Source organism: Klebsiella sp. GG_Kp175 (assembly GCF_040062325.1).
GTDB lineage: Bacteria > Pseudomonadota > Gammaproteobacteria > Enterobacterales > Enterobacteriaceae > Klebsiella > Klebsiella quasipneumoniae.
In genome coordinates this window covers 266,239-291,773 of record NZ_JBEAFX010000001.1, presented here as the reverse complement: position 1 = coordinate 291,773, position 25,535 = coordinate 266,239, and the positions used below count along the sequence as shown (strand labels likewise).

Sequence of the window (25,535 nt, the reverse complement as noted above, 5' to 3'; positions counted from 1 at the left end):
GTGGAAACGATTACACAGCCGTGATTATAATCACGTTTTTTTACCGACGAGTGTCCTACGCTAACCATCGACAGAATCAATAACTCAACTGGAGGGCGTTATGCCTGACAACAAAAAACAAGGGCGTTCAAACAAGACCATGACGTTCTTCGTCTGTTTCCTCGCCGCGCTGGCTGGCCTGCTGTTTGGCCTTGATATCGGTGTTATTGCGGGTGCCTTACCCTTTATTGCCAATGAGTTCCAGATTTCCGCCCACACTCAGGAGTGGGTGGTCAGCTCCATGATGTTCGGCGCCGCCGTCGGTGCGGTCGGCAGCGGCTGGCTCTCCTTCAAACTGGGCCGTAAAAAGAGCCTGATGATCGGCGCCATCCTCTTTGTCGCCGGCTCTCTGTTCTCCGCCGCCGCGCCAAACGTCGAGATCCTGCTGGTTTCCCGCGTGCTGCTGGGCCTGGCGGTAGGCGTCGCCTCATACACCGCGCCGCTGTATCTATCGGAAATCGCTCCGGAGAAAATTCGCGGCAGTATGATTTCCATGTACCAGCTGATGATCACCATCGGGATCCTTGGCGCTTACCTCTCCGACACCGCCTTTAGCTACAGCGGCGCATGGCGCTGGATGCTCGGCGTGATCATTATTCCGGCGGTATTGCTGCTGATCGGCGTTATCTTCCTGCCGGACAGCCCGCGCTGGTTCGCCGCCAAACGCCGCTTTGTCGATGCCGAGCGCGTGCTGCTGCGCCTGCGCGATACCAGCGCCGAAGCGAAACGCGAGCTCGACGAAATCCGCGAAAGCCTGAAGGTAAAACAGTCCGGCTGGTCGCTGTTTAAAGACAACAGCAACTTCCGCCGCGCGGTGTTCCTCGGCATTCTGCTGCAGGTAATGCAGCAGTTCACCGGGATGAACGTCATCATGTACTACGCGCCGAAGATCTTTGAGCTGGCAGGCTACGCCAACACCACCGAGCAGATGTGGGGGACGGTCATTGTCGGTCTGACTAACGTGCTGGCCACCTTTATCGCCATCGGTCTGGTCGACCGCTGGGGCCGTAAACCGACGCTGATCCTTGGCTTTATCGTCATGGCAGCGGGAATGGGCGTCCTGGGCAGCATGATGCACATCGGTATTCACTCCTCAACCGCCCAGTACATCGCCGTCCTGATGCTGCTGATGTTTATCGTCGGTTTCGCCATGAGCGCCGGCCCGCTGATTTGGGTACTGTGTTCCGAAATCCAGCCGCTGAAAGGCCGCGACTTCGGTATCACCTGCTCAACGGCGACCAACTGGATTGCCAACATGATTGTCGGCGCTACCTTCCTGACCATGCTCAATTCGCTGGGCAGCGCCAACACCTTCTGGGTCTACGGCGGTCTGAACGTGCTGTTTATTCTGCTGACGCTGTGGCTGATCCCGGAAACCAAAAACGTCTCGCTGGAACATATCGAACGCAACCTGATGCAGGGTCGTCCGCTGCGCGAGATCGGCGCCCGCGATTAATCCGTCTGAGCTTCCTCCCTTTCCGGGAGGAAGCTTCCGCTTGCTCTCCCCCCTCCGCCGCACTATCCTCTGGCGCTATGAAAACACCCCGTATTCCCATCGCTATTCAGCAGGCCGTGATGCGCAGCCTGCGGGAGCATCTCGCCAAAGCGAACCTCAAGCTGGAACGCCGCTACGCAGAGCCGACGTTGGTCTACCAGCAGCGCGGTACCTCCGCCGGCACCGCATGGCTGGAGAAAAACGAAATTCGTTTAAATCCGGTGCTGCTGCTGGAAAATCAGCAGGCGTTTATCGATGAAGTGGTGCCCCATGAGCTGGCGCACCTGCTGGTGTGGCAACACTTTGGCCGGGTAGCCCCGCACGGTAAAGAGTGGAAATGGATGATGGAGGGCGTGCTGGGCGTTCCCGCACGTCGCACCCATCGCTTTGAACTCGATTCGGTCCGCCAGAATACCTTCCCCTACCGCTGCCGCTGCCAGCAGCATCAGCTCACCGTCCGTCGCCATAACCGGGTGGTGCGCGGCGAAGCCACTTACCGCTGCGTGCGCTGCGGCGATCTGCTGGTGGCTGAAGAATAACCATTGGAATTAATTAGAAACTTTCTGATCTGACTGATTGCATCCGGCACCCTCATTCGCTACGTTGCGGGCTCGTTTTGACACGGAGTGAACGATGTCCCGTATGCATGTTTTAGCCGTTGCAGTATTGAGCACGGCAGTGAGTGGCCCGCTTGCGGCCGCAGAAATTACCAGTTTTTCCCAGGCCAAGGCCGCTGGCGTCAAAGTAAACGCCGACGTTCCCGGCGACTTTTACTGCGGCTGTAAAATTGCCTGGCAGGGTAAAAAAGGCGTTATCGATCTGGAATCTTGTGGCTATAAAGTGCGTAAAAATGAGAACCGCGCCAGCCGGGTTGAATGGGAACACGTGGTGCCGGCGTGGCAGTTCGGCCATCAGCGCCAGTGCTGGCAGGAGGGTGGTCGTAAAAACTGCGCCAAAGATCCGGAGTACCGCAAGATGGAAAGCGACATGCACAATCTGCAGCCGGCGGTGGGAGAAGTGAATGGCGATCGCGGCAACTTTATGTACAGCCAGTGGAACGGCGGTGAAGGCCAGTACGGCCAGTGCACCATGAAGGTCGATTTTAAAGATAAAATCGCTGAGCCCCCTGCCCGCGCCCGCGGCGCCATCGCCCGCACCTACTTCTATATGCGCGACCGCTACCAGTTAAATCTTTCCCGCCAGCAAACTCAGCTGTTTACCGCCTGGAACAAACAGTATCCGGTCACCGCCTGGGAGTGTGAACGTGATGAGCGCATCGCGAAAGTGCAGGGCAACCATAATCCTTATGTCCAGCAGGCTTGCCAGGCGCAAAAGAGCTAACCTACACTAGCGGCAATTGTTAATTTGCAGCCCTGTGCTTCCCGTCTAATGGCGGGAAGCTGGCATCTGCGCAAAGAACGGAATATCAAGCATGCGCATTCCTCGCATCCATCATCCAGAACCCCTCATTGTCGGCAGCCTGATCGCGCTGAGCGATGACGCGGCCAACCACGTCGGGCGCGTTCTGCGCATGACCGCCGGTCAGCACCTTCAGCTATTCGACGGCAGTAACCAAGTGTTTGACGCCGTCATCACCGAGGCCGGTAAGAAAAGCGTCACGGTTGAAGTCCTCAGTGGCGAACCCGACGATCGGGAATCGCCGCTGCATATCCATTTAGGCCAGGTGATGTCCCGCGGCGAAAAAATGGAATTCACCATCCAGAAATCGATCGAACTCGGGGTAAGCCTCATAACGCCACTGTTTTCCGAGCGCTGCGGCGTTAAACTGGACGCCGAACGTTTGCAGAAAAAGATCCAGCAGTGGCAGAAAATCGCTATTGCCGCCTGCGAACAGAGCGGTCGTAACGTGGTACCGGAAATTCGTCCGGCGATGCAGCTGGAGGAGTGGTGCGCCGAGCAGGACAGCGGGCTGAAGCTCAACCTGCACCCGCGCGCCAGCGCCAGCATTAACACGCTGCCGCTGCCGGTTGAACGCGTCCGTCTGCTGATTGGCCCGGAAGGCGGGCTGTCGGCTGAAGAGATAGCAATGACCGCGAAATACCAGTTTACTGATATCCTGTTGGGACCGCGCGTTCTGCGTACAGAGACTACTGCGCTCACCGCCATTACTGCCCTGCAGGTGCGTTTTGGCGACTTAGGTTGAGGCGTTAACGGAGAAGAACCATGATCAAGCTCGGCATCGTGATGGATCCCATCGCAACCATCAACATCAAGAAAGACACCAGCTTCGCTATGTTGCTGGAGGCGCAGCGTCGCGGCTATGAACTCCATTACATGGAGATGAACGACCTTTATTTGATCAACGGCGAGGCCCGCGCCCGGACGCGCACACTGAGCGTCGAACAGAACTACGACAAATGGTATGACTTTACCGGCGAGCAGGATCTGCCGCTGGCGGATCTTGACGTCATTCTGATGCGTAAGGATCCACCGTTCGATACCGAATTTATTTATGCGACCTATATTCTGGAGCGAGCGGAAGAGAAAGGCACGCTTATCGTCAACAAGCCGCAGAGCCTGCGCGACTGTAACGAGAAGCTGTTCACCGCCTGGTTCTCCGAACTGACCCCGGAAACGCTGGTCACCCGTAATAAAGCCCAGCTTAAAGCCTTCTGGGAAAAACACGGCGATATCATCATGAAGCCGCTCGACGGCATGGGCGGCGCCTCTATTTTCCGCGTCAAAGCCGGCGATCCGAACCTCGGCGTGATCGCCGAGACGCTGACCGAGCTGGGCAGCCGCTACTGCATGGCGCAGAACTATCTGCCGGCCATTAAAGATGGCGACAAGCGCGTGCTGGTGGTGGATGGCGAGCCGGTACCTTACTGCCTGGCGCGCATTCCGCAGGGCGGCGAGACTCGTGGCAATCTGGCTGCCGGCGGCCGCGGCGAAGCCCGCCCGCTAACCGAAAGCGACTGGGATATCGCCCGCCGCGTCGGCCCGACGCTGAAGGCTAAAGGCCTGATTTTCGTTGGCCTGGATATCATTGGCGACCGTCTGACGGAAATTAACGTCACCAGCCCCACCTGCGTCCGTGAGATCGAGGCCGCCTTCCCGGATATTTCGATCACCGGCATGCTGATGGACGCTATCGAAAGACGTCTCGCCCGATAAGCACTACGGCGGACGAACATCCGCTCAGGGCACAGCGAGCGCGGATCGCCGCGCTGGCGAAACCCTTCCAGCCAGGCGCCGCTCGGGCGCCTGCCAGATAAAGTGCATCGACACCATTCTACTTTGCCCGCATACTGGGTGTTGCTTTTTGAACCAGGAACAGAACCTCTGACAATGAATTTACAGCATCACTTTCTGATTGCCATGCCTGCGCTTCAGGACCCCATTTTCCGCCGCTCCGTGGTCTATATCTGCGAGTATAACGACGAGGGTGCCATGGGCATTATTATCAATAAGCCGCTGGAAAATCTGCAGGTGGAAGGGATCCTTGATAAGCTCAAAATTGTCCCGGAGCCGCGTAATCCGGAGATCCGCCTGGATAAACCGGTGATGCTGGGCGGCCCGCTGGCGGAAGACCGCGGCTTTATTTTACATACCCCGCCCTCTGACTTTTCCTCAAGCATCCGTATCTCGGATAACACGGTGATCACCACCTCGCGGGATGTCCTCGAAACCTTAGGCACCGACCGGCAACCGGGCAACGTGCTGGTTGCCCTGGGCTACTCTTCGTGGGAGAAAGGGCAGCTGGAGCAGGAGATTCTAGATAATGCCTGGCTTACCGCCCCGGCTGACCAGAATATTCTCTTCCGTACGCCCATCGCCGATCGCTGGCGCGAGGCGGCTAAACTGATTGGCATCGACATCGTGACGATGCCAGGCGTCGCGGGGCATGCATAATGAGCGGTACCTTTCTCGGCTTTGATTTCGGGACCAAAAGCATCGGTGTGGCGGTAGGGCAACGGATCACCGCAACCGCCCGGCCACTGCCGGCGCTGAAGGCGCAGGACGGTAAACCGGACTGGAATATCATCGAAAAATTGCTTAAGGAGTGGCAGCCGGAGGCGGTAATCGTCGGCCTGCCGCTGAATATGGACGGCACTGAGCAACCGCTGACCGCGCGCGCGCGTAATTTCGCCAATAAAATTCATGGCCGCTTTGGCGTCGCGATCCTTCTCCACGATGAACGTCTGAGTACGGTTGAGGCCCGGGCGGGCCTGTTCGAACATGGCGGCTATCGGGCGCTGAATAAAGGCAGCGTCGATTCGGCCTCTGCGGTGGTCATTCTGGAAAGCTACTTCGAGCAGAGCTTTTAAGCCCTGCTCTTCTGCGCCGCCGGCGAACAGCAGACGGCGCAGCTCCCCCCGCCTAGTGGCGCAGATGTTCGTTAGCCCAGCTCACCGCCTGGGTGCGATTCTTAACGCTCAGCTTACGGAACACGTTATACAGGTGCGTCCGCACCGTGTTCTCACTGATAAACAGCGCGCGGGCAATATCGAGGTTGGTCGCGCCGCAGCGCAGTTCGTTGAGGATCTCGCATTCTCGTTCGGTCAGCGGCGAGTTCTCAACCGGCGCCGATGCATGGTCCGCAGCGTACATCGCCGGGTGCATCACGCTCAATTCAGCCGTCTGTTCGCCGTTCAGCACGGCCTTGACGCCCTCAATTAAGCGCGATTCATCATCGTCATGGCGGAACACGCCATATAAAGCCGGCCACTGCGCCATTTCGTATAACTCATACTTTTGTGCGCTATTAATAATCAACAAACGAGGATTATCTGCCTGCAAGCGAATAATATCCCGCCACACCCCGTTTAATTTCTTATTTGACACTGCAATATCAAATAATATTACAGAATCTTTTGCCAGACGCTGCGCCAGCGGTTTATTAATATTTTGTAAAACCACCGGTGCCATCAGGGTTTCGCTCAGATAGCTGGCAAAGGCTTTGCTTTGAATAGACGGGTGGGTAATAAAGGTTACCTGACGAGAAGATGATGAATTTCCATTTAAATTAATCACTTAAAACTCTCCTTAGCAACTATCCACCGTCATGGTGGTTAAATGAATAAAAAAATATACAATCAGCCGTGAATTTATAAATAGCATTGGCAATTTACAAATTGAAACGTTATTCCATGAGAATCATCCTATTCCCGTAAACAGCATAAATTGAATGACTCAAAGCTGTCAAAAGGTAATCAAACTTTTTTCCTGGAAATGCGTATTCACTGCCGACATATCTCAACTGAATATCTTATTTGAATTTATTCACAAAGATTATTTGTATTATCAAATAATATCCAGAAACAGCTTTTAAACATTTAGTTAACACACCATTTCAACCACCCAACTCGCTTCACACTCCCCTTACAGCTCGCCTGCGGCCACACGTTGCTGAAAACTCTGGGTAAATGTCAACATTCCGGCCTGCATCCCGGTCTGCATTACACCGGGCAGCTGGTGCACTTTTCCTTCGCGGATCAAATTCGCCACTGCCGGCGTATTAACCAGAAGCTCGTATAGCGCAACTCTGCCGCCATGACGTGCGGGTAATAATTTTTGCGCCAGCACCGCGCACAGGCTTCCGGCCAGCTGACTACGAACCTGATCTTTCTCCTCTGCCGGAAAGACATCGATCAATCTCTCCACCGCCGGCGCCGCGCCGCGGGTGTGTAATGTCGCCATCACCAGATGCCCGGTCTCCGCCGCAGTTAACGCCAGACGAATGGTTTCGCTGTCGCGTAGCTCGCCGAGCAGGATCACATCCGGATCCTGACGCAGCGCCACGCGAAGCGCCGCGGAGAACGAAGGACAGTGCCGGCCAATCTCCCGCTGCTGAATCAGGCACCGCTCGCTGTGATGAATAAACTCCACCGGATCCTCCAGCGTCAGAATATGGCCATCAAGATGCTGGTTGAGATGGCCGACCATCGCCGCCAGGGTGGTCGACTTGCCGCTGCCCGTCGCCCCGGTGACCAGCAGCAAGCCACTCTCTTCCGCCAGTAGCTCGCTTAGCGCAGGCGGCGCGCCCAGCGCCTCCAGGCGCGGACACTGGCTGGGCAGCAGGCGCAGCACCAGCGATATTCCGCGCGTATGGGCGAAAGCGCTCGCGCGTAACCGTGAACCACAGGCCAGAGTCAGCGCAAAGTCTATCTGGCCGTGCTCCTGCCAGTGCTGTAACTGTGCGGCATCGAGCCAGTCGTTGAGTAAATCCGCAATATCCGGTGCGGGAAAGGGCGCGGGCTCCAGCTTACCCTGCCGCCGCCAGCGCGGTGCGGCGGAATTGCACAGGTGTAGATCGGAGACATTATGCTTTACACTAAGGGCTACGATTTCTTCCAGCTTCATAACTCATCCTCGGAATATGAACGATATTGCGCATAACCTGGCACAGGTCCGGGACAAAATCTCCGGTGCCGCCGCCCGTTGCGGGCGTGCGCCAGAAGAAGTGACATTGCTTGCAGTGAGTAAAACGAAACCTGCGAGCGCGATCGAAGAAGCCATCGCGGCAGGCCAGCGGGCATTTGGTGAAAACTACGTCCAGGAGGGCGTGGAGAAGATTAACCATTTCCAGCAGGCAGGCGTCAGTGGACTGCAGTGGCACTTTATTGGTCCCTTGCAGTCCAACAAAAGCCGGCTGGTGGCCGAACATTTTGACTGGTGCCACACCGTCGATCGGTTGAAAATCGCCACCCGCCTGAACGAGCAGCGCCCGGCGCATTTGCCGCCGCTGAAGGTGCTGATTCAAATCAACATCAGCGATGAGCAGAGTAAATCCGGCATCCCGCTGGAAGCGCTCGATGCCTTAGCCGCGGAGATCGCTGAGTTACCTCATCTGGAGCTGCGCGGCCTGATGGCGATCCCCGCGCCTGAGTCAGAATATGTAAGGCAGTTTGCCGTCGCCCAGCAAATGGCGGTAGCATTTGCGCGGTTAAAAACGCGGTACCCCACGGTCGATACGTTGTCTCTGGGAATGTCGGACGATATGGAAGCCGCTATCGCGGCGGGAAGCACGATGGTGCGCATCGGCACGGCCATTTTTGGTGCGCGCGACTACAGCAAATAATAAGGAATCTGAGGAACGCCATGAAGACGTTGACTTTCCTGCTTTCAACGGTCATTGAGCTTTATACAATGGTCGTGTTGTTACGCGTCTGGATGCAGTGGGCGCGCTGCGACTTTTACAACCCGTTTTCGCAGTTTGTGGTAAAGGCCACGCAGCCGATTGTCGGGCCGCTGCGCCGGATCATCCCGGCAATGGGGCCGATTGACAGCGCCTCGCTGCTGGTGGCATTCATCCTCTGCGTCATCAAAGCGATCGTCCTGTTTATGGTGATCACCTTCCAGCCGATCATCTGGATCTCCGCCCTGCTTATTCTGCTGAAAACCATCGGCTCGCTGATCTTCTGGGTGCTGCTGCTGATGGCGATCATGAGCTGGGTCAGCCAGGGACGCAGCCCGGTGGAGTATGTGCTGATGCAGCTGGCGGACCCGCTGCTGCGTCCAATCCGCAACCTGCTGCCGTCGATGGGCGGTATCGATTTCTCGCCGATGGTGCTGGTGCTGCTGCTGTACGTGATCAATATGGGGGTCGCCGAGGTGCTGCAGGCTACCGGTAACGTACTGCTGCCGGGGCTGTGGATGGCGCTATGAGTGCCGTTGAACGCTGCGCTGACGGGCTGGCGCTGAGGCTGTATATTCAGCCGAAGGCCAGCCGCGACAGCATCGTGGGCGTACATGGCGACGAGCTCAAAGTCGCCATTACCGCCCCGCCCGTTGATGGCCAGGCCAATGCCCATCTGGTGAAATTTCTCGCCAAACAGTTCCGCGTCGCCAAAAGCCAGGTACTGATTGAAAAAGGCGAGCTGGGCCGCCATAAGCAAGTTAAAATCATCGCCCCACAACAGATCCCGACTGCGGTCGCGGCGCTAACTGAATAAACAGGATTCATCATGCAAAAAGTCGTCCTCGCTACCGGCAACGCCGGTAAAGTGCGCGAACTGGCCTCGCTGCTGGAAGATTTTGGTCTCGATATCGTCGCTCAGACCGAGCTCGGCGTCGAGTCTGCGGAAGAGACCGGCCTGACCTTCATTGAAAACGCGATTCTGAAAGCGCGTCATGCGGCGCAAATCACCGGCCTGCCGGCTATCGCCGACGATTCCGGTCTGGCCGTCGATGCCCTTGGCGGCGCGCCGGGCATCTACTCCGCCCGCTATGCCGGCGTCGACGCCAGCGACCAGCAGAATCTTGAGAAACTGCTCGACGCCCTGCAGGACGTGCCGGACGACCAGCGCCAGGCGCAGTTCCACTGCGTACTGGTCTATCTACGCCATGCCGAAGATCCCACGCCGCTGGTGTGCCACGGCAGCTGGCCTGGGGTGATCGCCCGGGAAGCCGCAGGTCATGGCGGCTTCGGCTACGATCCGATTTTCTTCGTCCCGTCAGAGGGAAAAACCGCGGCCGAACTGAGCCGTGAAGAAAAGAGCGCCATTTCCCATCGCGGGCAGGCGCTTAAACTGTTACTGGATGCATTACGTAATGGCTAATTTGCCACCGCTGAGTCTCTATATTCATATTCCCTGGTGCGTGCAGAAATGCCCGTACTGCGACTTTAATTCGCATGCACTGAAAGGCGAGGTGCCGCACGATGACTACGTCCAGCATCTGCTGAACGATCTGCGGGCCGATGTGCAGTATGCCCAGGGACGGGAAATAGGCACCATTTTTATCGGCGGCGGTACGCCGAGCCTGCTGTCAGGCCCGGCCATGCAAACCCTGCTCGATGGCGTCCGCGCCTGCCTGCCGCTGGCCGCCGGGGCGGAAATCACCATGGAAGCCAACCCGGGCACCGTGGAGGCCGATCGCTTCGTTGATTACCAGCGCGCCGGGGTGAATCGCATCTCTATCGGCGTACAAAGCTTTAGCGAACCAAAGCTGCAGCGGCTGGGGCGGATCCACGGCCCGGAAGAGGCCAAACGCGCGGCACGCCTCGCCAGCGGCCTGGGCTTGCGCAGTTTCAATCTCGACCTGATGCACGGTTTGCCGGACCAGTCGCTGGAGGAGGCGCTGGACGATCTGCGTCAGGCCATTGCTCTCAACCCGCCGCATCTCTCGTGGTACCAGCTGACCATTGAGCCGAACACCTTGTTCGGTTCCCGGCCGCCGGTGCTGCCGGATGACGACGCGCTATGGGATATTTTTGAGCAGGGACATCAGCTGCTGAGCGCCGCCGGCTACCAGCAGTACGAGACTTCCGCTTACGCCAAAGCGGGCTATCAGTGTCAGCACAATCTCAACTACTGGCGCTTTGGCGACTATCTCGGCATCGGCTGCGGCGCGCACGGCAAGATAACCTTCCCGGACGGGCGCATCCTGCGTACCGCCAAAACCCGCCACCCGCGCGGCTATATGGAAGGCCGCTACCTCGAACGCCAGCATGATGTGGAAGAGGCGGATAAACCGTTTGAGTTCTTTATGAACCGTTTTCGCCTGCTGGAGGCCGCGCCGCGCGCGGAATTCCGCCGTTATACCGGTCTTGATGAAGCGGCGATCCGTCCGCAGCTGGACGCGGCGATAGCCCACGGCTATCTGCAGGAAGACGCGCAGAACTGGCAGATTACCGAGCATGGAAAGCTGTTTTTAAATTCTCTTCTCGAACTATTCCTCAGCGAATAAATATCGTTATCCCATTCCCGGCAGCAATATGGCGGGAATGGGAATCACTCGATTCCTCCGCCATATATACCTCATTACATCCGTTCCATTGTTATTAAATATTCCACTCTCAAATTAATTTGCATTAATTAATACAAACCAAATATCAATCCTTCAATAAGATCGGTTATTTCATTACCTCATTGCCAGAAAGTGTGAGTCAGGCAGCTTAAGATGTACGACAACAAAGATAATATGTCATACAGAAATAAAGCATGATGCTTAAGATATTGACCCATTACCCCAAGTGCATGGAGCCAACTCATGAAAAAATATCCTTTTTCTCGTTCTCTGGTAGGTATAGCTTTACTGGCCCTACTCTCTGCAGGTGCCGTCGCGGCTGAAAAAATAACATTAAAACTGGCGCATAACCTTGAGCGCAGCCATGTGGTGCATCAGGCGTTTGAGGAGATGTCCAAAGAGGTAAACCAGCTTTCTGACGGTAAGATGAAGATTCGCATTTACCCCAGTAGTCAGATGGGCAGCGCTCGCGAGACCATGGAGTTATTACAAAATGGCGCGCTGGATATGACCAAAGGTTCCGCCAGCGATCTGGAATCTTTCGATAATATTTACGCCATATATAATTTACCATTCTTGTTTAACGACCAGAACCACTTCAATAACGTGGTCTTCGGCGAGGTGGGTAAAGAAATAATGAACTCGACGAAAGAGAAAGGATTTTTTGCCCTTTCCGCTTATGTCGCCGGGACGCGAAGTTTTTATGCAAAAAAGCCCATCACCAGGCCGGAAGATTTAAAAGGACTGAAGATCCGCGTTCAGGCCAGTCCGACAACGTTAAAAATGGTCGAATTAATGGGCGGTTCCCCAACCCCCATCTCCTTTGGTGAAGTTTATACCGCCATGCAGCAGGGGGTGGTGGACGGCGCGGAGAATAACGTTCCCTCCTGGGTGCAGACGCGCCATATCGAAATCGCGAAAGTATTCTCTGAAGATGAGCATGCCTCCATCCCTGATTTCCTCGTTATCTCCAGTAAAACCTGGGACAAGCTGACGCCGGATCAGCAACAAATCCTGATCAAAGCGGCGAAAGCGTCAGAGGTTTATCAGCAACAGCTGTGGCGGAAAATCGACGCCGATACCCGCGCGCAGGCCAAAGCTATGGGGGGCGAAATTATCAAAGTGGATAAAGCGCCGTTCCGCGCCGCCGTGCAGCCGCTATTCGATGACTTTAAAAAAGATCCTGTACAGGCCGCCCTGCTGGCCAAATTTGAAGCTGCCGCGGAATAACCATTAACGGGCCAGCCGCTGGCCCGTCTTCACCAGGAAATCAACGATGATACTTAACCGCATCAAGCTGGCAGTGGACCGCACCATCGCCGCCTTCTCTGTCGCTGTTATGATTGCGCTGGTTGTCTGCGTCGTCTGGCAGGTATTCAGCCGCTACGTGCTTAACCAGCCAAGCACCCTGACCGATGAGCTGGCGCGCTTCTTAATGATCTGGGTCGGGTTACTGGGCGCGGCCTACACCGTCGGCGCCCAGCGTCACCTGGCGATTGATTTACTCACCATGACGCTCTCTCCCCGCAGGCAGGCGCTGTTCAGCGTCATTATTAACCTGCTGATCCTGCTGTTTGCCGGCGCAGTGATTGTGACCGGCGGCGTAAAACTGATTGCAAAAACGCTGTCGACCGCCCAGGTCTCAGCCGCGATGCAGATCCCCATGGGCTACGTGTATCTGATCCTGCCGCTCACCGGCATCATGATGATGTTTTACGCATTGTGTTTTATCAATAACGGCCTGAAAAACATGAAACATGCAGAAGAAGGAGCAACTCATGGATAGCGCTATTGCACTGACGCTGTTTGGCGTTTTCTTTATTCTGGTTTTTATCGGCGTTCCCATCTCCTTCGCCATCGGTATCGCTACCGTTGGCTCGATGCTGCTGATGTTTCCCTGGGATATCGCGGTGATAACCGTGTCTCAACGCCTGGCGAACGGGCTTGATAACTTCGCGCTGCTGGCCATCCCCTTTTTTATCTTTGCCGGAACCCTGATGAACAGCGGCGGGATTGCAATACGCTTAATCAATCTGGCGCAGGTGATGGTTGGGCGAGTGCCCGGATCGCTGGGGCACGTTAACGTGCTGGCCAATATGATGTTCGGCTCGATTTCCGGTTCAGCCGTCGCGGCCGCCGCGGCGGTAGGCGGGACGCTGAATCCCATTCAGAGGCAAAAAGGCTACGATCCGACCTTTTCCACAGCGGTAAACGTCTCATCCTGCATCACGGGTCTGCTTATTCCGCCGTCAAACGTGCTGATCGTCTTTTCCCTGACAGCCGGCGGCGTCTCGGTCGCCTCGCTGTTTATGGCCGGTTATCTGCCGGGCATTCTGATGGGTCTGTCCATCATGCTGGTCTGCGGCTGCATCGCTAAACGCCGCGGCTATCCGGTTTCCGAACGGCCGACCTGTGCCCAGGCGGCAAAGGCTTTTTTCGACGCCCTACCCAGCCTGCTGCTGGTCATTATTGTGATGGGCGGGATCCTCGGCGGTATTTTCACCGCCACTGAGGCGTCCGCCATCGCCGTGGTCTACACCTTTATTCTCTCGGTGCTGATCTATCGTGAAGTCAAATGGCGCGATCTGCCGCAGCTGATTCTGGAGTCGGTGGTGATGACCTCTATCGTTCTGCTGCTGATCGGCTTTTCGGTCGGCATGTCGTGGGCGATGACCAATGCCGATATTCCCTACATGATAAGCGATGCGCTAATGGGGGTGTCGGAAAACCCGGTGGTGATCCTGCTGCTGATTAACATTGTGCTGCTAATCGTCGGCATTTTTATGGATATGACCCCAGCGGTGCTGATTTTCACGCCGATATTTCTGCCCATTGCTGAGGATTTGGGCATGAACCCGGTTCATTTCGGCATCATGATGGTCGCTAACCTGTGCATCGGCCTGCTGACCCCGCCGGTTGGCAGCGCGCTGTTTGTCGGCTGCTCCATTTCAGGGGTGAAAATTCAGCAGCTCATCAAACCGTTGCTGCCGTTCTACGCCGCCCTGCTGATCGCGCTGATGATGATTGTTTATATCCCGCCGATCTCGCTGTTTATTCCACAGCTGCTGGGGCTGATGTGATCGCCTGAGCGTCGTCGCTACCTGCGGGCGCAGGTAGCGAAATCAAGCTATTTTAACGAGCCAACCAGCGCTTTGCGGCTGTCCTCAAGGGAGACCACCCGGCTGCAGACGTCTTTACCAAACTGCTGGAAATCGGCCTCCTGGTTTTTCCACTCATCCTGGATAGCGGTTTGCAGACCGCCGAGGCTGCCGAGAATGCCCTGCAGCGGGTTGCCGCCGCCTTTGAGCACCGCTTTCGCCCCCATCTCGTTAATGCTGTCCTGCAAAATGCCGCCCATCGCCTGATTTACCAGCTGCTGGCCGTCGGCGCGCACCTGGTCGATGGCTTTATAGTGGAAGGTCAGGCCATCGCTGCGGCGCTCAATGATGCGGTTCATCTGTTCTTTCAGCTGCGCGTCCAGCTTGGTCAGACGACCGTGCATACTGCTATTGGCGCCGACCTGTTCGGTAATGATTTTATCCAGCGCCTTGCGGCCTTTTTCGACTCGCGAACGCGCGCCTTCGTCAATCCACGGCAGGCTGCTACGCAGACTGGCCTGGTAATCCTGCGCCTGTTCGCGCTGGGCGGCGCTGAGCGCATAAGCCTTGCCGTTAAAGGTCAGGTTGCCGTCCGGTTTGATCACCAGATTGCCGTTTTCCCCTTTCACCTGTACCTGCTGAGGGGTGAGGATCACATCGTCACGCGGCGTGACGCTACACTGGTAGTCCGCATGGGCAGACAAAGCGGTGACGGAGAGCGCCACCGCCAGCAGCGTTTTACGCATCATAAAACTCCCTTAAGACAAAACGGGCCGGCAGTTGCCGACCCTTGTCAAACTTAGTCCCACCAGACGTCAAAAAGTTCGCTGGTGCGCACATCCTCTAACTTACGCGCTTCCAGCCATTTGCGCACGATGGCCTGATGCTCTTCGGTGCATTTACCGATCTCCTGCATGCAGATCAGCCCCTCCCAGGAGAGATAGCCGCTGCCGTCAAAGGCCAGCTTGTTCGGCTCAATCACCTCTTCGATCAGATCGTTGACCGTCTGGTCGATCTGCTCTTCACTGGTCCCTTCCGGGAAACGCCAGGCGACGGAGAAGCCTAACTCCTGAAACTCGTCGATATGCATTTTTTTACGCAGACGACGGCTACGATTCTTGGCCATTATTTCACCCTCTCGAACATTAAGTCCCATACGCCGTGGCCGAGACGATGGCCACGCTGTTCAAATTTGGTTACCGGGCGCGATTCCGGGCGCGGTACGTAATCGTTGCTTGCCGACTGGTTACGATATCCTTCCAGCGAGGACATCACTTCCAGCATATGGACGGCATAGGCTTCCCAGTCGGTCGCCATATGGAAGACGCCGCCGAGCTTCAGTTTACTTTTCACCAGCTCGGCGAAAGGCGGCTGTACGATACGACGTTTATTATGGCGCGCTTTATGCCACGGGTCAGGGAAAAACAGCTGCACCATATTCAGCGAGTTATCCGGAATCATAGTGTGCAGCACTTCCACCGCATCGTGACACATCACGCGCAGGTTTTGCACACCTTCTTCTTCGGCCGAGGCCAGACAGGCGCCAACGCCCGGGGAGTGCACTTCGATGCCGAGGAAATTCTGTTCCGGTTTGGCTTTTGCCATCGCCACCAGCGATGCGCCCATCCCGAAGCCAATTTCGAGGGTGACCGGCGCTTCGCGGCCAAACAGGGCGGCGAAATCGAGCGGCGCATCGTTGAATTCAACGCCCATCACCGGCCAAATGTTATCCAGCGCATGCTGCTGCCCTTTCGTCAGGCGGCCCTGGCGACGGACGAAGCTACGAATACGGCGCAGCGGGCGACCGTTTTCATCGAATTCCGGAGAAATGACGTCGTTTTTCATAAAAGTTTGGTCTGCTTGTGAATGTGTTCGGAAAACGGGCATTATCCAAAGTTACCCGGCGGATGCAAGGGTTTACAGCCACTCGCCCTTATGCTGCAATCTGCCCCCCTGTAATCGCGATCCCGGAGCCGTAGCTTTGACTTTTCTCGCCACGCAATTTTCAGCCCAGGTCCTGGACTGGTACGACAAATACGGGCGTAAAACCCTGCCCTGGCAAATCGCCAAGACGCCCTACAAAGTATGGCTCTCCGAAGTGATGTTGCAACAAACCCAGGTGACCACGGTTATCCCCTATTTTGAACGCTTTATGGCGCGTTTCCCTACGGTGGTCGATCTCGCCAACGCGCCGCTGGATGAAGTGCTGCATCTGTGGACCGGACTGGGTTATTACGCGCGAGCGCGCAACTTACACAAAGCGGCGCAGCAGGTGGCGACGCAGCACGGCGGCGAATTCCCGCAGACCTTTGACGAAGTGGCGGCGCTTCCCGGCGTCGGGCGCTCAACGGCGGGGGCCATCTTATCGCTTTCGCTCGGTCAGCATTATCCGATTCTCGACGGCAACGTGAAGCGCGTGCTCGCCCGCTGCTATGCTGTCAGCGGCTGGCCGGGGAAAAAAGAGGTGGAAAAACGGCTGTGGGAGATCAGCGAAGCGGTCACGCCGGCGAAGGGCGTGGAGCGCTTTAACCAGGCGATGATGGATCTCGGGGCGATGGTTTGCACCCGCTCGAAGCCGAAGTGCGAACTGTGCCCGCTGAGCAACGGCTGCGTGGCCTACGCCAATCATTCATGGGCAGAATATCCGGGCAAAAAACCGAAGCAGACCATTCCGGAACGCACCGGCTATTTTCTGCTGATGCAGCACGGTGACGAGGTGTTTCTCGCCCAACGTCCGCCGGTGGGTCTGTGGGGCGGATTGTTCTGTTTTCCGCAGTTTGCCGACGAAGCGGGCCTGCGCGAGTGGCTGGCACAGCGCCAGATTAAGGCCGATAATCTGACGCAGCTCACCGCTTTTCGCCACACTTTCAGCCATTTCCACCTGGATATTGTGCCGATGTGGCTTACAGTGCACTCATCTGGCGCATGCATGGATGAAGGCAACGCACTCTGGTATAACTTAGCGCAGCCGCCGTCGGTCGGTCTGGCGGCCCCCGTGGAGCGCTTGTTGCAACAGTTAAAAGCCGGAACGCCGGTATAAATTTTCGGCTATCAAAGAGGATTGATTATGAGCAGAACCATTTTTTGTACCTTCCTGCAGCGTGAAGCGGACGGCCAGGATTTTCAGCTGTATCCGGGCGAACTCGGGAAGCGCATTTACAACGAAATCTCCAAAGAAGCCTGGGCGCAGTGGCAGCACAAGCAGACCATGCTGATCAACGAGAAAAAGCTCAGCATGATGAACCCGGAGCACCGCAAGCTGCTGGAGCAGGAAATGGTGCAGTTCCTGTTTGAAGGGAAAGACGTGCACATCGAAGGCTATACGCCGCCGGAAAAACAGTAAGGGCCCTGCGGCCTTTTAAAAACAAACACAACACGCACGCCCGGAATGATGAAAAAATACTTAGCGCTCGCGCTGATTGCGCCGTTGCTCGTTTCGTGTTCCAGCTCCAATAAAAAAGGCGCCGAATACAACGAGGCCTGGGTCAAGGATACCAACGGTTTTGATATCCTGATGGGCCAGTTTGCCCACAACATCGAGAACATTTGGGGGTACAACGAAGTCCTGCTCGCCGGGCCGAAGGACTACGTCAAATACACCGACCAGTATCAAACCCGCAGCCACATCAACTTTGATGAAGGGACGATCACCGTCGAGACCATCGCCGGCACCGATCCGCGCGGACGACTGCGCCAGGCGATCGTCAAAACCCTGCTGATGGGCGATGACCCCAACTCCATCGACCTCTATTCCGATGTCGATGACATTCAGATCTCCAAAGAGCCGTTCCTCTATGGCCAGGTGGTGGATAACACCGGGGCATCAATTCGTTGGGAGTGGCGCGCCGCGCGCTTTGCCGACTATCTGCTGCAAACCCGCCTGAAGAGCCGCAACAACGGCCTGCGCGTGGTCTACAGCATCACCATCAACCTGGTGCCGAACCACCTCGACAAACGTGCGCATAAATACCTCGGCATGGTGCGTCAGGCCTCGCGTAAGTATGGGGTTGATGAGTCGCTGATCCTCGCGATTATGCAGACCGAATCCTCCTTTAACCCTTATGCGGTCAGCCATGCCGACGCCATGGGGCTGATGCAGGTAGTCCAGCACAGCGCCGGCAGAGACGTCTTCCGTTCCCAGGGTAAATCGGGCCTGCCAAGCCGCAGCTATCTGTTCGACCCGGCGAATAACATTGACACCGGTACTGCCTACCTGGCGATGCTGAACAATGTCTACCTTGCTGGCATCGATAACCCCACCTCGCGTCGCTACGCGGTGATCACCGCCTATAACGGCGGCGCCGGCAGCGTGCTGCGGGTCTTCTCCAGCGATAAAGTCCAGGCGGCCAATATCATCAACAGCATGGCGCCAGGTGACGTCTACCAGACGCTGACCACCCGTCATCCGTCGGCGGAATCGCGCCGCTATCTGTATAAAGTTAACACGGCGCAGAAAAGCTACCGCCGTAAATAACCCCCTCCTGACACCGGCCTCAGCCACGCGCTGAGGCCGCTTTTTTTCTGCGCCATACTGTGGAATATCTTTCGGTTTTCTGCGGCAGTTAACAGAAGCCTTCAGCTGGTGAATGATAGAATCGCATCAAAATAACGGGATTAATGTTATTTTAAAAACATAACAAGCCCACATTCGTGAGGATAACTACATGAATCTTAAGCTGCAGCTCAAAATACTGTCGTTCCTGCAGTTCTGCCTTTGGGGGAGCTGGCTCACCACGCTTGGCTCATACATGTTTGTCACGCTGAAGTTTGATGGCGCGGCTATCGGCGCAGTATATAGCTCGCTCGGTATCGCCGCGGTGTTGATGCCGACGCTGCTCGGCATCGTCGCCGATAAGTGGATCAGCGCCAAATGGGTGTATGCCGCTTGCCACCTGGTGGGCGCGCTGACGCTGTATCTGGCGGCGCAGGTCACCACGCCGGGCGAGATGTTCCTTGTGATCCTCCTCAACTCGCTGGCCTATATGCCGACGCTGGGGCTGATTAACACCATCTCTTACTACCGCCTGCAGTCGGCGGGGCTGGATATCGTCACCGATTTCCCGCCGATCCGGATCTGGGGCACCATCGGCTTTATCTTCGCCATGTGGGGCGTAAGCTTCTCCGGCTTCGAACTGAGCCATATGCAGCTGTACATTGGCGCGACGCTGTCGGTCCTGCTGACGCTGTTCACCCTGACGCTGCCGACGATCCCGGTGGCTAACGCCCAGCGTAATCAAAGCTGGACGGAGATGCTGGGGCTTAACGCTTTTGCGCTGTTTAAAAACAAGCGCATGGCAATCTTCTTTATCTTCTCGATGATGCTAGGCGCCGAGCTGCAAATCACCAACATGTTCGGTAATACCTTCCTGCACAGCTTCGATAAAGATCCGCTGTTTGCCGGCAGCTTTATCGTCGAACACGCCTCGGTGCTGATGTCGATCTCGCAGATCTCCGAGACGCTGTTTATCCTGACCATTCCGTTCTTCCTCAGCCGCTACGGCATTAAGAACGTGATGCTTATCAGTATCGTGGCGTGGATGCTGCGCTTCGGCCTGTTCGCCTTCGGCGATCCGACACCGTTCGGCACCGTGCTGCTGGTGCTGTCGATGATCGTCTACGGCTGCGCTTTCGACTTCTTCAACATCTCTGGTTCAGTGTTCGTGGAGAAAGAGGTGCGTCCGGAAATCCGCGCCAGCGCCCAGGGCATGTTCCTGATGATGACCAACGGCTTCGGCTGTATCCTCGGTGGCATGGTGAGCGGCAAAGTGGTGGAGCACTTTACCGTCGAAGGGATCACTAACTGGCAGAGCGTGTGGCTGATTTTCGCCGGCTATTCGCTGGTGCTGGCTTTTGCCTTCGTGGCGCTGTTCAAATACAAACACGTCAGACAACCGACCGCCGCGCAGCAGAGCGCGTGATCGTCAAAAGCAAAACGCCCCGCCGGTTCAGCGGGGCGTTTTTTATCCCTTCAGCACGTAGCCATACAGCCGCTTAATACCGTCCGGATCCGTCTCGCTATATACCCCCTGCAGCTCCGGCGAGAAGCCCGGCAGCATATTAACCCCCTCCTCCAGCGCGAGGAAATAGCGCAGTACAGCGCCCCCCCAGACCTCACCGGGCACCACGCATAATACCCCCGGCGGATACGGCAGCGCCCCTTCCGCCGCGACGCGGCCCTCCGCCTCGCTCAGACGCACCAGCTCCACGTCGCCGCGGATAAATTCGCGGTTGGCATCCTGGGGATTCATCACCACCCGCGGGAAGCTCCGTTTACGGAACATCTCTTTTTGCAGGCTCTTCACGTCAAAGCTGACGTACAGATCGTGCATCTCCTGGCACAGTTCGCGCAGGGTATAGTCGCGATAACGCACCGGGTATTTGTTATAGATGGTCGGCAACACATCGGCCAGCGGCGTATCCGCTTCAATATGCTGTTCAAACTGCCCCAGCATCGCCACCAGCTGCGCCATTTTTTCGGCGCTTTCCGCCGGCGTCAGCAGGAACAGAATCGAGTTGAGATCGCACTTCTCAGGCACGATGCCGTTTTCCCGCAGGTAATGCGCCAGAATGGTCGCCGGGATGCCGAACTCACTGTACTCTCCGCTCTCCGCGTCGATGCCCGGGGTGGTCAACAACAGCTTGCACGGGTCGACAAAATACTGGTCGTCGGCATAGCCCTCGAAGCCATGCCAGCGCGCGCCCGGTTCGAAGCTGAAGAAACGGCGCTCCCGGGCGATCGCCTCAGTCGGGTGATCCTGCCACGGGCGCCCCGCCACTATCGGCGGAATAAAAGGCTGGATCATCTTGCAATTGGCGATGATCGCTTTGCGCGCCTCGATGCCCAGCGCCACGCATTCGGCCCACAGGCGGCGGCCGCTCTCGCCTTCGTGGATTTTGGCGTTGACGTCCAGTGCGGCGAACAGCGGATAAAACGGGCTGGTAGAGGCATGCAGCATAAAGGCGTTATTCAGCCGCTTGTGCGGACAGAAGCGCGCCTGGCCGCGCAGATGGTTATCCTTTTTATGGATCTGCGACGTCTGCGAGAAACCGGCCTGCTGCTTGTGAACGGACTGGGTGACAAAAATGCCCGGATCGTCCGGGGTCAGCTCCAGCAGCAGCGGCGAACAGTCGGCCATCATCGGGATAAACTGCTCATAGCCCACCCACGCCGAGTCGAACAGGATGTAATCGCAGAGGTGGCCGATTTTATCGACCACCTGGCGGGCGTTATAGACCGTGCCGTCATAGGTTCCGAGCTGGATCACCGCCAGACGAAACGGGCGAGAGGCCGTGGCTTTCTCTGGCGCCGCTTCACGGATGAGATCCCGCAGGTAGCGCTCATCAAAGCAGCGCTCGTCAATACCGCCAATAAAGCCGAACGGATTGCGCGCGGCTTCAAGATAGACAGGCGTCGCTCCAGCCTGAATCAGCGCCCCGTGATGGTTTGACTTGTGGTTGTTGCGATCGAACAGCACCAGATCGCCGCGGGTCAACAGCGCGTTGGTCACGACTTTGTTGGCCGCCGAGGTGCCGTTAAGGACGAAGTAGGTTTTATCCGCATTAAAGACCTTCGCGGCGAACTTCTGCGCGTGCTTGGCCGACCCTTCGTGGATCAGCAGATCGCCTAATTTTACGTCGGCGTTACACATATCGGCGCGAAAGACGTTTTCGCCAAAAAAGTCATAGAACTGGCGGCCTGCGGGATGCTTTTTGAAAAAGGCCCCGTGCTGGTGTCCCGGACAGGCAAAGGTGCTGTTATCCATTTCGACGTACTGGGTCAGCGTATTGAAAAACGGCGGCAGCAGACGCGCTTCATAATCGCAGGCCGCCGCTTCCAGCTCCAGCCACTCCTGATCTTTACCGGCGATCACCGCCTGTACCCCCTCCGGCTTATCGACCGCCGTCTCGCTCAGCAGGTAGACCGGCAGGTTAAATCCGCTACGCCTGAGGAGGGCGAGGATGCCGCTGCGACTGTCCGCCGCGGTGATGACGACTGCCGCCACATCGGTAAAATCGGTACTGTCCAGCGCCACAACGCGACGGTGGGTGGACAAGCGGGTGACCAGCTCGCAGCTGGCGGCAATGTGCATGGATTTCATAAGCGCAAATGCCCGTATCGGGAGTGTAAAAATCTCAGGCAAGGGAAACCTTGCCCAACGATGTGTCCGGGTCTGACGGATTCAGCTCCGACCGCCGGACATCAGTAAAAGCAGACGCGTCCGATCTTACTGTTGCCCTACAGTGAGCATACGTGTCCTTCACCGCATGGTGAACAGAGGGGTAAGCGTAGCAAGATGAGGCAGCCCACGCATCTGTGCGCGGCGTCGCTGGCGAGGTAATGGCAGTGTCGTCATCGGCGGCCTCATATCAGGGAGGAGAAAATTCGCGCAATCATGGCACCTTTCCCCGACAGGCGCAAGATGAAAACCGTATGCACTTATATCACGGATACACAAGCTTTCACGGCGGGTTAACGTCATAATCATTCGGTTATCAGGGATATTTAACAGGAGTCAGCGTGGTTACAGGACCTTTTATTAATGCCAGCGCGGTGCTGGTCGGCGGCGTGTTAGGCGCCTTACTCAGCCAGCGGTTGCCGGAACGGATCCGCACATCCATGACCTCAATTTTTGGTCTGGCGTCATTAGGCATCGGCATTTTACTGGTGATCAAATGCGCCAATTTGCCGGTGATGGTGCTGTCGACCCTGGTGGGAACGCTGCTCGGCGAAATTTGTAATATGGAAAAAGGGATTAATACGCTGGTCAGTCAGCTCCAGCAGTTGCTGACGCCGAAGGGTAAGAAAAAAGCCTCGGCTCATGACTCCTATATTCAGAGCTATGTGGCGATTATCGTCCTGTTCTGCGCCAGCGGCACCGGCGTCTTCGGCGCCATGCGCGAAGGGATGACCGGCGACGCCAGCATTCTGATTGCCAAAGCGTTTCTCGATTTTTTCACCGCCACCATTTTCGCTTGTACCCTGGGCATTGCCGTCGCCGCCATCAGCGTACCGATGCTACTTATCCAGCTGACTCTCGCGGCCTGCGCGGCGATCATTATGCCGCTCACCACGCCGATGATGCTGGCGGATTTCAGCGCCGTCGGCGGTATGCTGCTGGTGGCCACCGGGCTGCGCATCTGCGGAATAAAAATGTTTGCCGTGGTGAATATGCTGCCTGCGCTGGTGCTGGCGATGCCGATCTCAGCGGCCTGGACGCTGTTTTTTGCCTGAAGACGCGTGCTTTTAGCGCAATGTGGTGATAGATTGTTCAGTCTGCTGCAAAACAGATAAATTTCGTTGACGAGGCGCGGCGATTACGGTTTAATGCGCCCCGTTGCCCGGATAGCTCAGTCGGTAGAGCAGGGGATTGAAAATCCCCGTGTCCTTGGTTCGATTCCGAGTCCGGGCACCACTATTTAAAGAACCCGCCTACAAGGCGGGTTCTTGCTTTTCTGTAGCCGGACTCTTCATCGAACAACGCTAACACGTGATTCTCTGCTGCACTTTTCTCCTGGTGAGCCAGCTGCCACTTAACGGCCAGCGCAGACCGCCTCTCCCCATAGAATCTTTTCGCAAATACATTTTCAAATATCAGATAACCCGCTGATTCAAATCGCCATTCTGTCGTTAAAAGCGGCTAAAAACGCCCTTTTCTGGCAATCGATCCGCCCAGGCGGCTACCCTGCTTTCCCTCCGGATGGCTGAACAGCATCTTATATTCCATTTTGCGCTAAATGACAGATAAATGTTCTTTAAATTACCGATTTCACAGACCTACCATGCAAAAATATCTTAAACGAGTGGGTAAATGGTTATGTCACTGTTTCATTCCGTGAGCGACCTGATCGGTCATACTCCCCTGCTCCAGTTGCACAAACTGGATACCGGGCCCTGCAGTCTGTTTTTAAAACTGGAAAATCAGAACCCGGGCGGATCAATTAAAGATCGGGTTGCGCTGTCGATGATTAACGAAGCCGAGCGTCAGGGCAAACTGGCGCCCGGCGGGACAATTATCGAAGCCACTGCCGGCAATACCGGCCTCGGCCTGGCGCTGATCGCGGCGCAGAAAAATTACCGCCTGATCCTGGTGGTGCCGGACAAAATGAGCCGCGAGAAAATCTTTCACCTGCGGGCGCTGGGCGCGACGGTGCTGCTCACCCGTTCCGACGTCAATAAAGGTCACCCGGCCTATTACCAGGATTATGCCCGCCGCCTTGCCGATGAAACGCCGGGGGCTTTTTATATCGACCAGTTTAACAACGACGCTAATCCGCTGGCGCACGCGACCTCCACCGCGCCAGAACTTTTCCAGCAGCTGGAGGGCGACATCGACGCCATCGTCGTCGGCGTTGGCTCTGGCGGCACGCTGGGCGGGCTTCAGGCCTGGTTTGCAGAACACTCGCCGAAAACGGAATTTATCCTCGCCGATCCGGCGGGCTCGATCCTTGCCGATCAGGTTGATACCGGACGCTACGGCGAAACGGGATCCTGGCTGGTCGAAGGGATTGGAGAAGATTTCATCCCGCCGCTGGCCAGGCTGGAGGGGGTGCATACCGCCTATCGCGTCAGCGACCGCGAAGCGTTCCACACCGCGCGCCAGCTGCTGCAGGTCGAGGGTGTGCTGGCCGGATCCTCCACCGGCACCCTGCTCAGCGCCGCGCTGCGCTACTGCCGGGCGCAAAGCCGTCCGAAGCGGGTGGTGACCTTCGCCTGCGACAGCGGCAATAAATACCTGTCAAAAATGTTCAACGACGACTGGATGCGCCAGCAAGGGCTGATCGCCCGCCCCGAACAGGGCGATCTCAGTGATTTTATCGCCCTGCGCCATGACGAAGGCGCTACCGTCACGGCCGCGCCGGACGACACCCTGGCCGCGGTCTTTACCCGCATGCGGCTGTATGACATCTCCCAGCTGCCGGTTCTGGAGGATGGCCGCGTGGTCGGCATCGTCGATGAGTGGGATTTGATCCGCCACGTACAGGGCGATCGCCAACGCTTCTCCCTGCCGGTCAGCGAAGCGATGAGCCGCCATGTTGAAACTCTCGATAAGCGTGCGCCAGAGAGCGAACTGCAGGCCATTCTCGATCGCGGTCTGGTGGCGGTGATCGCTGACAACGCGCGTTTTCTTGGCCTGGTCACCCGCAGCGATGTACTGACCGCCTGGCGTAACCGAGTAGCACAATAAGGAATT

27 protein-coding genes and 1 tRNA gene are annotated in these 25,535 nt (G+C 56.7%); 22 read left to right on the top strand and 6 right to left on the bottom strand.

Annotated features, from left to right (window positions below; genetic code table 11):
- The first annotated feature begins 100 nt into the window (after window positions 1-100).
- The 7 genes from ABLU73_RS01510 (at window position 101) to ruvX (ending at window position 5,823) form a co-directional block, all read left to right on the top strand.
- On the top strand, window positions 101-1,495 hold the full coding sequence (locus ABLU73_RS01510) for a sugar porter family MFS transporter (RefSeq protein ID WP_004205171.1): 1,395 nt from the start codon (window positions 101-103) through the stop codon (window positions 1,493-1,495).
- A 77-nt stretch (window positions 1,496-1,572) separates the two neighbouring features.
- Window positions 1,573-2,073, top strand: coding sequence for a SprT family zinc-dependent metalloprotease (locus ABLU73_RS01505; protein ID WP_004205173.1), 501 nt, complete (start codon window positions 1,573-1,575; stop codon window positions 2,071-2,073).
- Window positions 2,074-2,167: 94 nt separating this feature from the next.
- Window positions 2,168-2,875: a deoxyribonuclease I gene (gene endA, locus ABLU73_RS01500; RefSeq protein ID WP_004205174.1), complete on the top strand. Its 708-nt coding sequence runs from the start codon at window positions 2,168-2,170 to the stop codon at window positions 2,873-2,875.
- A gap of 91 nt (window positions 2,876-2,966) precedes the next feature.
- Window positions 2,967-3,698 carry a 16S rRNA (uracil(1498)-N(3))-methyltransferase gene (gene rsmE, locus ABLU73_RS01495; protein ID WP_032456614.1) on the top strand — a complete coding sequence of 244 codons (732 nt, stop codon included), beginning with the start codon at window positions 2,967-2,969 and terminating at the stop codon, window positions 3,696-3,698.
- Window positions 3,699-3,718: 20 nt separating this feature from the next.
- A complete protein-coding gene (gene gshB, locus ABLU73_RS01490) occupies window positions 3,719-4,669 on the top strand; it encodes a glutathione synthase (protein ID WP_004205176.1) in 951 nt (316 codons plus the stop codon).
- 174 nt (window positions 4,670-4,843) lie between these two features.
- Window positions 4,844-5,407 carry a YqgE/AlgH family protein gene (locus tag ABLU73_RS01485; protein WP_101993844.1) on the top strand — a complete coding sequence of 188 codons (564 nt, stop codon included), beginning with the start codon at window positions 4,844-4,846 and terminating at the stop codon, window positions 5,405-5,407.
- Entirely contained in the window at window positions 5,407-5,823 is a 417-nt protein-coding gene (gene ruvX, locus ABLU73_RS01480) for a Holliday junction resolvase RuvX (protein WP_004205178.1), read from the top strand. The genes ABLU73_RS01485 and ruvX overlap by 1 nt, the downstream gene beginning before the upstream one ends.
- A gap of 52 nt (window positions 5,824-5,875) precedes the next feature.
- Here ruvX and ABLU73_RS01475 read toward each other — a convergent pair whose 3' ends face one another.
- A complete protein-coding gene (locus tag ABLU73_RS01475; RefSeq protein WP_004205179.1) occupies window positions 5,876-6,529 on the bottom strand; it encodes a LuxR family transcriptional regulator in 654 nt (217 codons plus the stop codon).
- Between the two features lie 348 nt (window positions 6,530-6,877).
- Complete coding sequence (locus ABLU73_RS01470; RefSeq protein WP_032456617.1) at window positions 6,878-7,858, bottom strand: type IV pilus twitching motility protein PilT; 981 nt, start codon at window positions 7,856-7,858, stop codon at window positions 6,878-6,880.
- 16 nt (window positions 7,859-7,874) lie between these two features.
- Here ABLU73_RS01470 and ABLU73_RS01465 point away from each other — a divergent pair, with 16 nt between their 5' ends.
- From ABLU73_RS01465 to ABLU73_RS01430, 8 genes are all read left to right on the top strand, one after another.
- Window positions 7,875-8,576, top strand: coding sequence for a YggS family pyridoxal phosphate-dependent enzyme (locus tag ABLU73_RS01465; RefSeq protein WP_004205181.1), 702 nt, complete (start codon window positions 7,875-7,877; stop codon window positions 8,574-8,576).
- A gap of 20 nt (window positions 8,577-8,596) precedes the next feature.
- Entirely contained in the window at window positions 8,597-9,163 is a 567-nt protein-coding gene (locus tag ABLU73_RS01460; RefSeq protein ID WP_004205182.1) for a YggT family protein, read from the top strand.
- Window positions 9,160-9,450 carry a DUF167 family protein YggU gene (gene yggU, locus ABLU73_RS01455; RefSeq protein ID WP_264923589.1) on the top strand — a complete coding sequence of 97 codons (291 nt, stop codon included), beginning with the start codon at window positions 9,160-9,162 and terminating at the stop codon, window positions 9,448-9,450. The genes ABLU73_RS01460 and yggU overlap by 4 nt, the downstream gene beginning before the upstream one ends.
- A 12-nt stretch (window positions 9,451-9,462) precedes the next feature.
- Entirely contained in the window at window positions 9,463-10,056 is a 594-nt protein-coding gene (locus tag ABLU73_RS01450; protein ID WP_004205185.1) for an XTP/dITP diphosphatase, read from the top strand.
- Window positions 10,049-11,185, top strand: a complete 1,137-nt coding sequence (gene hemW / locus ABLU73_RS01445) for a radical SAM family heme chaperone HemW (RefSeq protein WP_062914444.1) — start codon at window positions 10,049-10,051, stop codon at window positions 11,183-11,185. The genes ABLU73_RS01450 and hemW overlap by 8 nt, the downstream gene beginning before the upstream one ends.
- A gap of 303 nt (window positions 11,186-11,488) precedes the next feature.
- Complete coding sequence (locus tag ABLU73_RS01440; RefSeq protein WP_004205187.1) at window positions 11,489-12,475, top strand: TRAP transporter substrate-binding protein; 987 nt, start codon at window positions 11,489-11,491, stop codon at window positions 12,473-12,475.
- A gap of 46 nt (window positions 12,476-12,521) precedes the next feature.
- The gene (locus ABLU73_RS01435) at window positions 12,522-13,031 is read left to right on the top strand and encodes a TRAP transporter small permease (RefSeq protein ID WP_004205188.1); all 510 of its coding nucleotides are present in this window, start codon (window positions 12,522-12,524) and stop codon (window positions 13,029-13,031) included.
- Window positions 13,024-14,325 (top strand): TRAP transporter large permease subunit, encoded by a 1,302-nt coding sequence (locus tag ABLU73_RS01430; RefSeq protein ID WP_048295591.1) that lies wholly within the window; start codon window positions 13,024-13,026, stop codon window positions 14,323-14,325. Before ABLU73_RS01435 ends, ABLU73_RS01430 begins: the two co-directional genes overlap by 8 nt.
- Window positions 14,326-14,372: 47 nt before the next feature.
- Here ABLU73_RS01430 and ABLU73_RS01425 read toward each other — a convergent pair whose 3' ends face one another.
- Genes ABLU73_RS01425 through trmB form a run of 3 tightly spaced genes read right to left on the bottom strand, consistent with a single transcriptional unit; the run spans window position 14,373 to window position 16,188 of the window.
- Window positions 14,373-15,092, bottom strand: a complete 720-nt coding sequence (locus ABLU73_RS01425) for a DUF2884 domain-containing protein (RefSeq protein ID WP_004205190.1) — start codon at window positions 15,090-15,092, stop codon at window positions 14,373-14,375.
- A 50-nt stretch (window positions 15,093-15,142) separates the two neighbouring features.
- Window positions 15,143-15,469 (bottom strand): YggL family protein, encoded by a 327-nt coding sequence (locus ABLU73_RS01420; RefSeq protein ID WP_002916620.1) that lies wholly within the window; start codon window positions 15,467-15,469, stop codon window positions 15,143-15,145.
- Entirely contained in the window at window positions 15,469-16,188 is a 720-nt protein-coding gene (gene trmB, locus ABLU73_RS01415; protein ID WP_004205192.1) for a tRNA (guanosine(46)-N7)-methyltransferase TrmB, read from the bottom strand. The genes ABLU73_RS01420 and trmB overlap by 1 nt, the downstream gene beginning before the upstream one ends.
- A 136-nt stretch (window positions 16,189-16,324) precedes the next feature.
- On the opposite strand from trmB, the gene mutY reads away from it, so the two are divergent.
- The 4 genes from mutY to ABLU73_RS01395 all read left to right on the top strand — a co-directional run bounded on the left by mutY (window position 16,325) and on the right by ABLU73_RS01395 (window position 20,261).
- On the top strand, window positions 16,325-17,383 hold the full coding sequence (gene mutY / locus ABLU73_RS01410; protein WP_017899765.1) for an A/G-specific adenine glycosylase: 1,059 nt from the start codon (window positions 16,325-16,327) through the stop codon (window positions 17,381-17,383).
- 27 nt (window positions 17,384-17,410) lie between these two features.
- A complete protein-coding gene (locus tag ABLU73_RS01405) occupies window positions 17,411-17,686 on the top strand; it encodes an oxidative damage protection protein (RefSeq protein WP_004105744.1) in 276 nt (91 codons plus the stop codon).
- Window positions 17,687-17,734: 48 nt separating this feature from the next.
- Window positions 17,735-18,817, top strand: a complete 1,083-nt coding sequence (gene mltC, locus ABLU73_RS01400) for a membrane-bound lytic murein transglycosylase MltC (protein WP_002916629.1) — start codon at window positions 17,735-17,737, stop codon at window positions 18,815-18,817.
- 190 nt (window positions 18,818-19,007) lie between these two features.
- Window positions 19,008-20,261, top strand: coding sequence for a nucleoside permease (locus tag ABLU73_RS01395; protein ID WP_023319141.1), 1,254 nt, complete (start codon window positions 19,008-19,010; stop codon window positions 20,259-20,261).
- Between the two features lie 42 nt (window positions 20,262-20,303).
- On the opposite strand, the gene ABLU73_RS01390 is transcribed toward ABLU73_RS01395, so the two are convergent.
- Entirely contained in the window at window positions 20,304-22,442 is a 2,139-nt protein-coding gene (locus ABLU73_RS01390) for an ornithine decarboxylase (protein WP_004900586.1), read from the bottom strand.
- Window positions 22,443-22,861: 419 nt separating this feature from the next.
- On the opposite strand from ABLU73_RS01390, the gene ABLU73_RS01385 reads away from it, so the two are divergent.
- From ABLU73_RS01385 to ABLU73_RS01375, 3 genes are all read left to right on the top strand, one after another.
- Window positions 22,862-23,575, top strand: coding sequence for a DUF554 domain-containing protein (locus ABLU73_RS01385; protein WP_004205197.1), 714 nt, complete (start codon window positions 22,862-22,864; stop codon window positions 23,573-23,575).
- Window positions 23,576-23,680: 105 nt separating this feature from the next.
- Window positions 23,681-23,756 (top strand) — tRNA-Phe (locus ABLU73_RS01380).
- Window positions 23,757-24,152: 396 nt separating this feature from the next.
- Window positions 24,153-25,529: a cystathionine beta-synthase gene (locus ABLU73_RS01375; protein ID WP_017899761.1), complete on the top strand. Its 1,377-nt coding sequence runs from the start codon at window positions 24,153-24,155 to the stop codon at window positions 25,527-25,529.
- Window positions 25,530-25,535 lie beyond the last annotated feature (6 nt).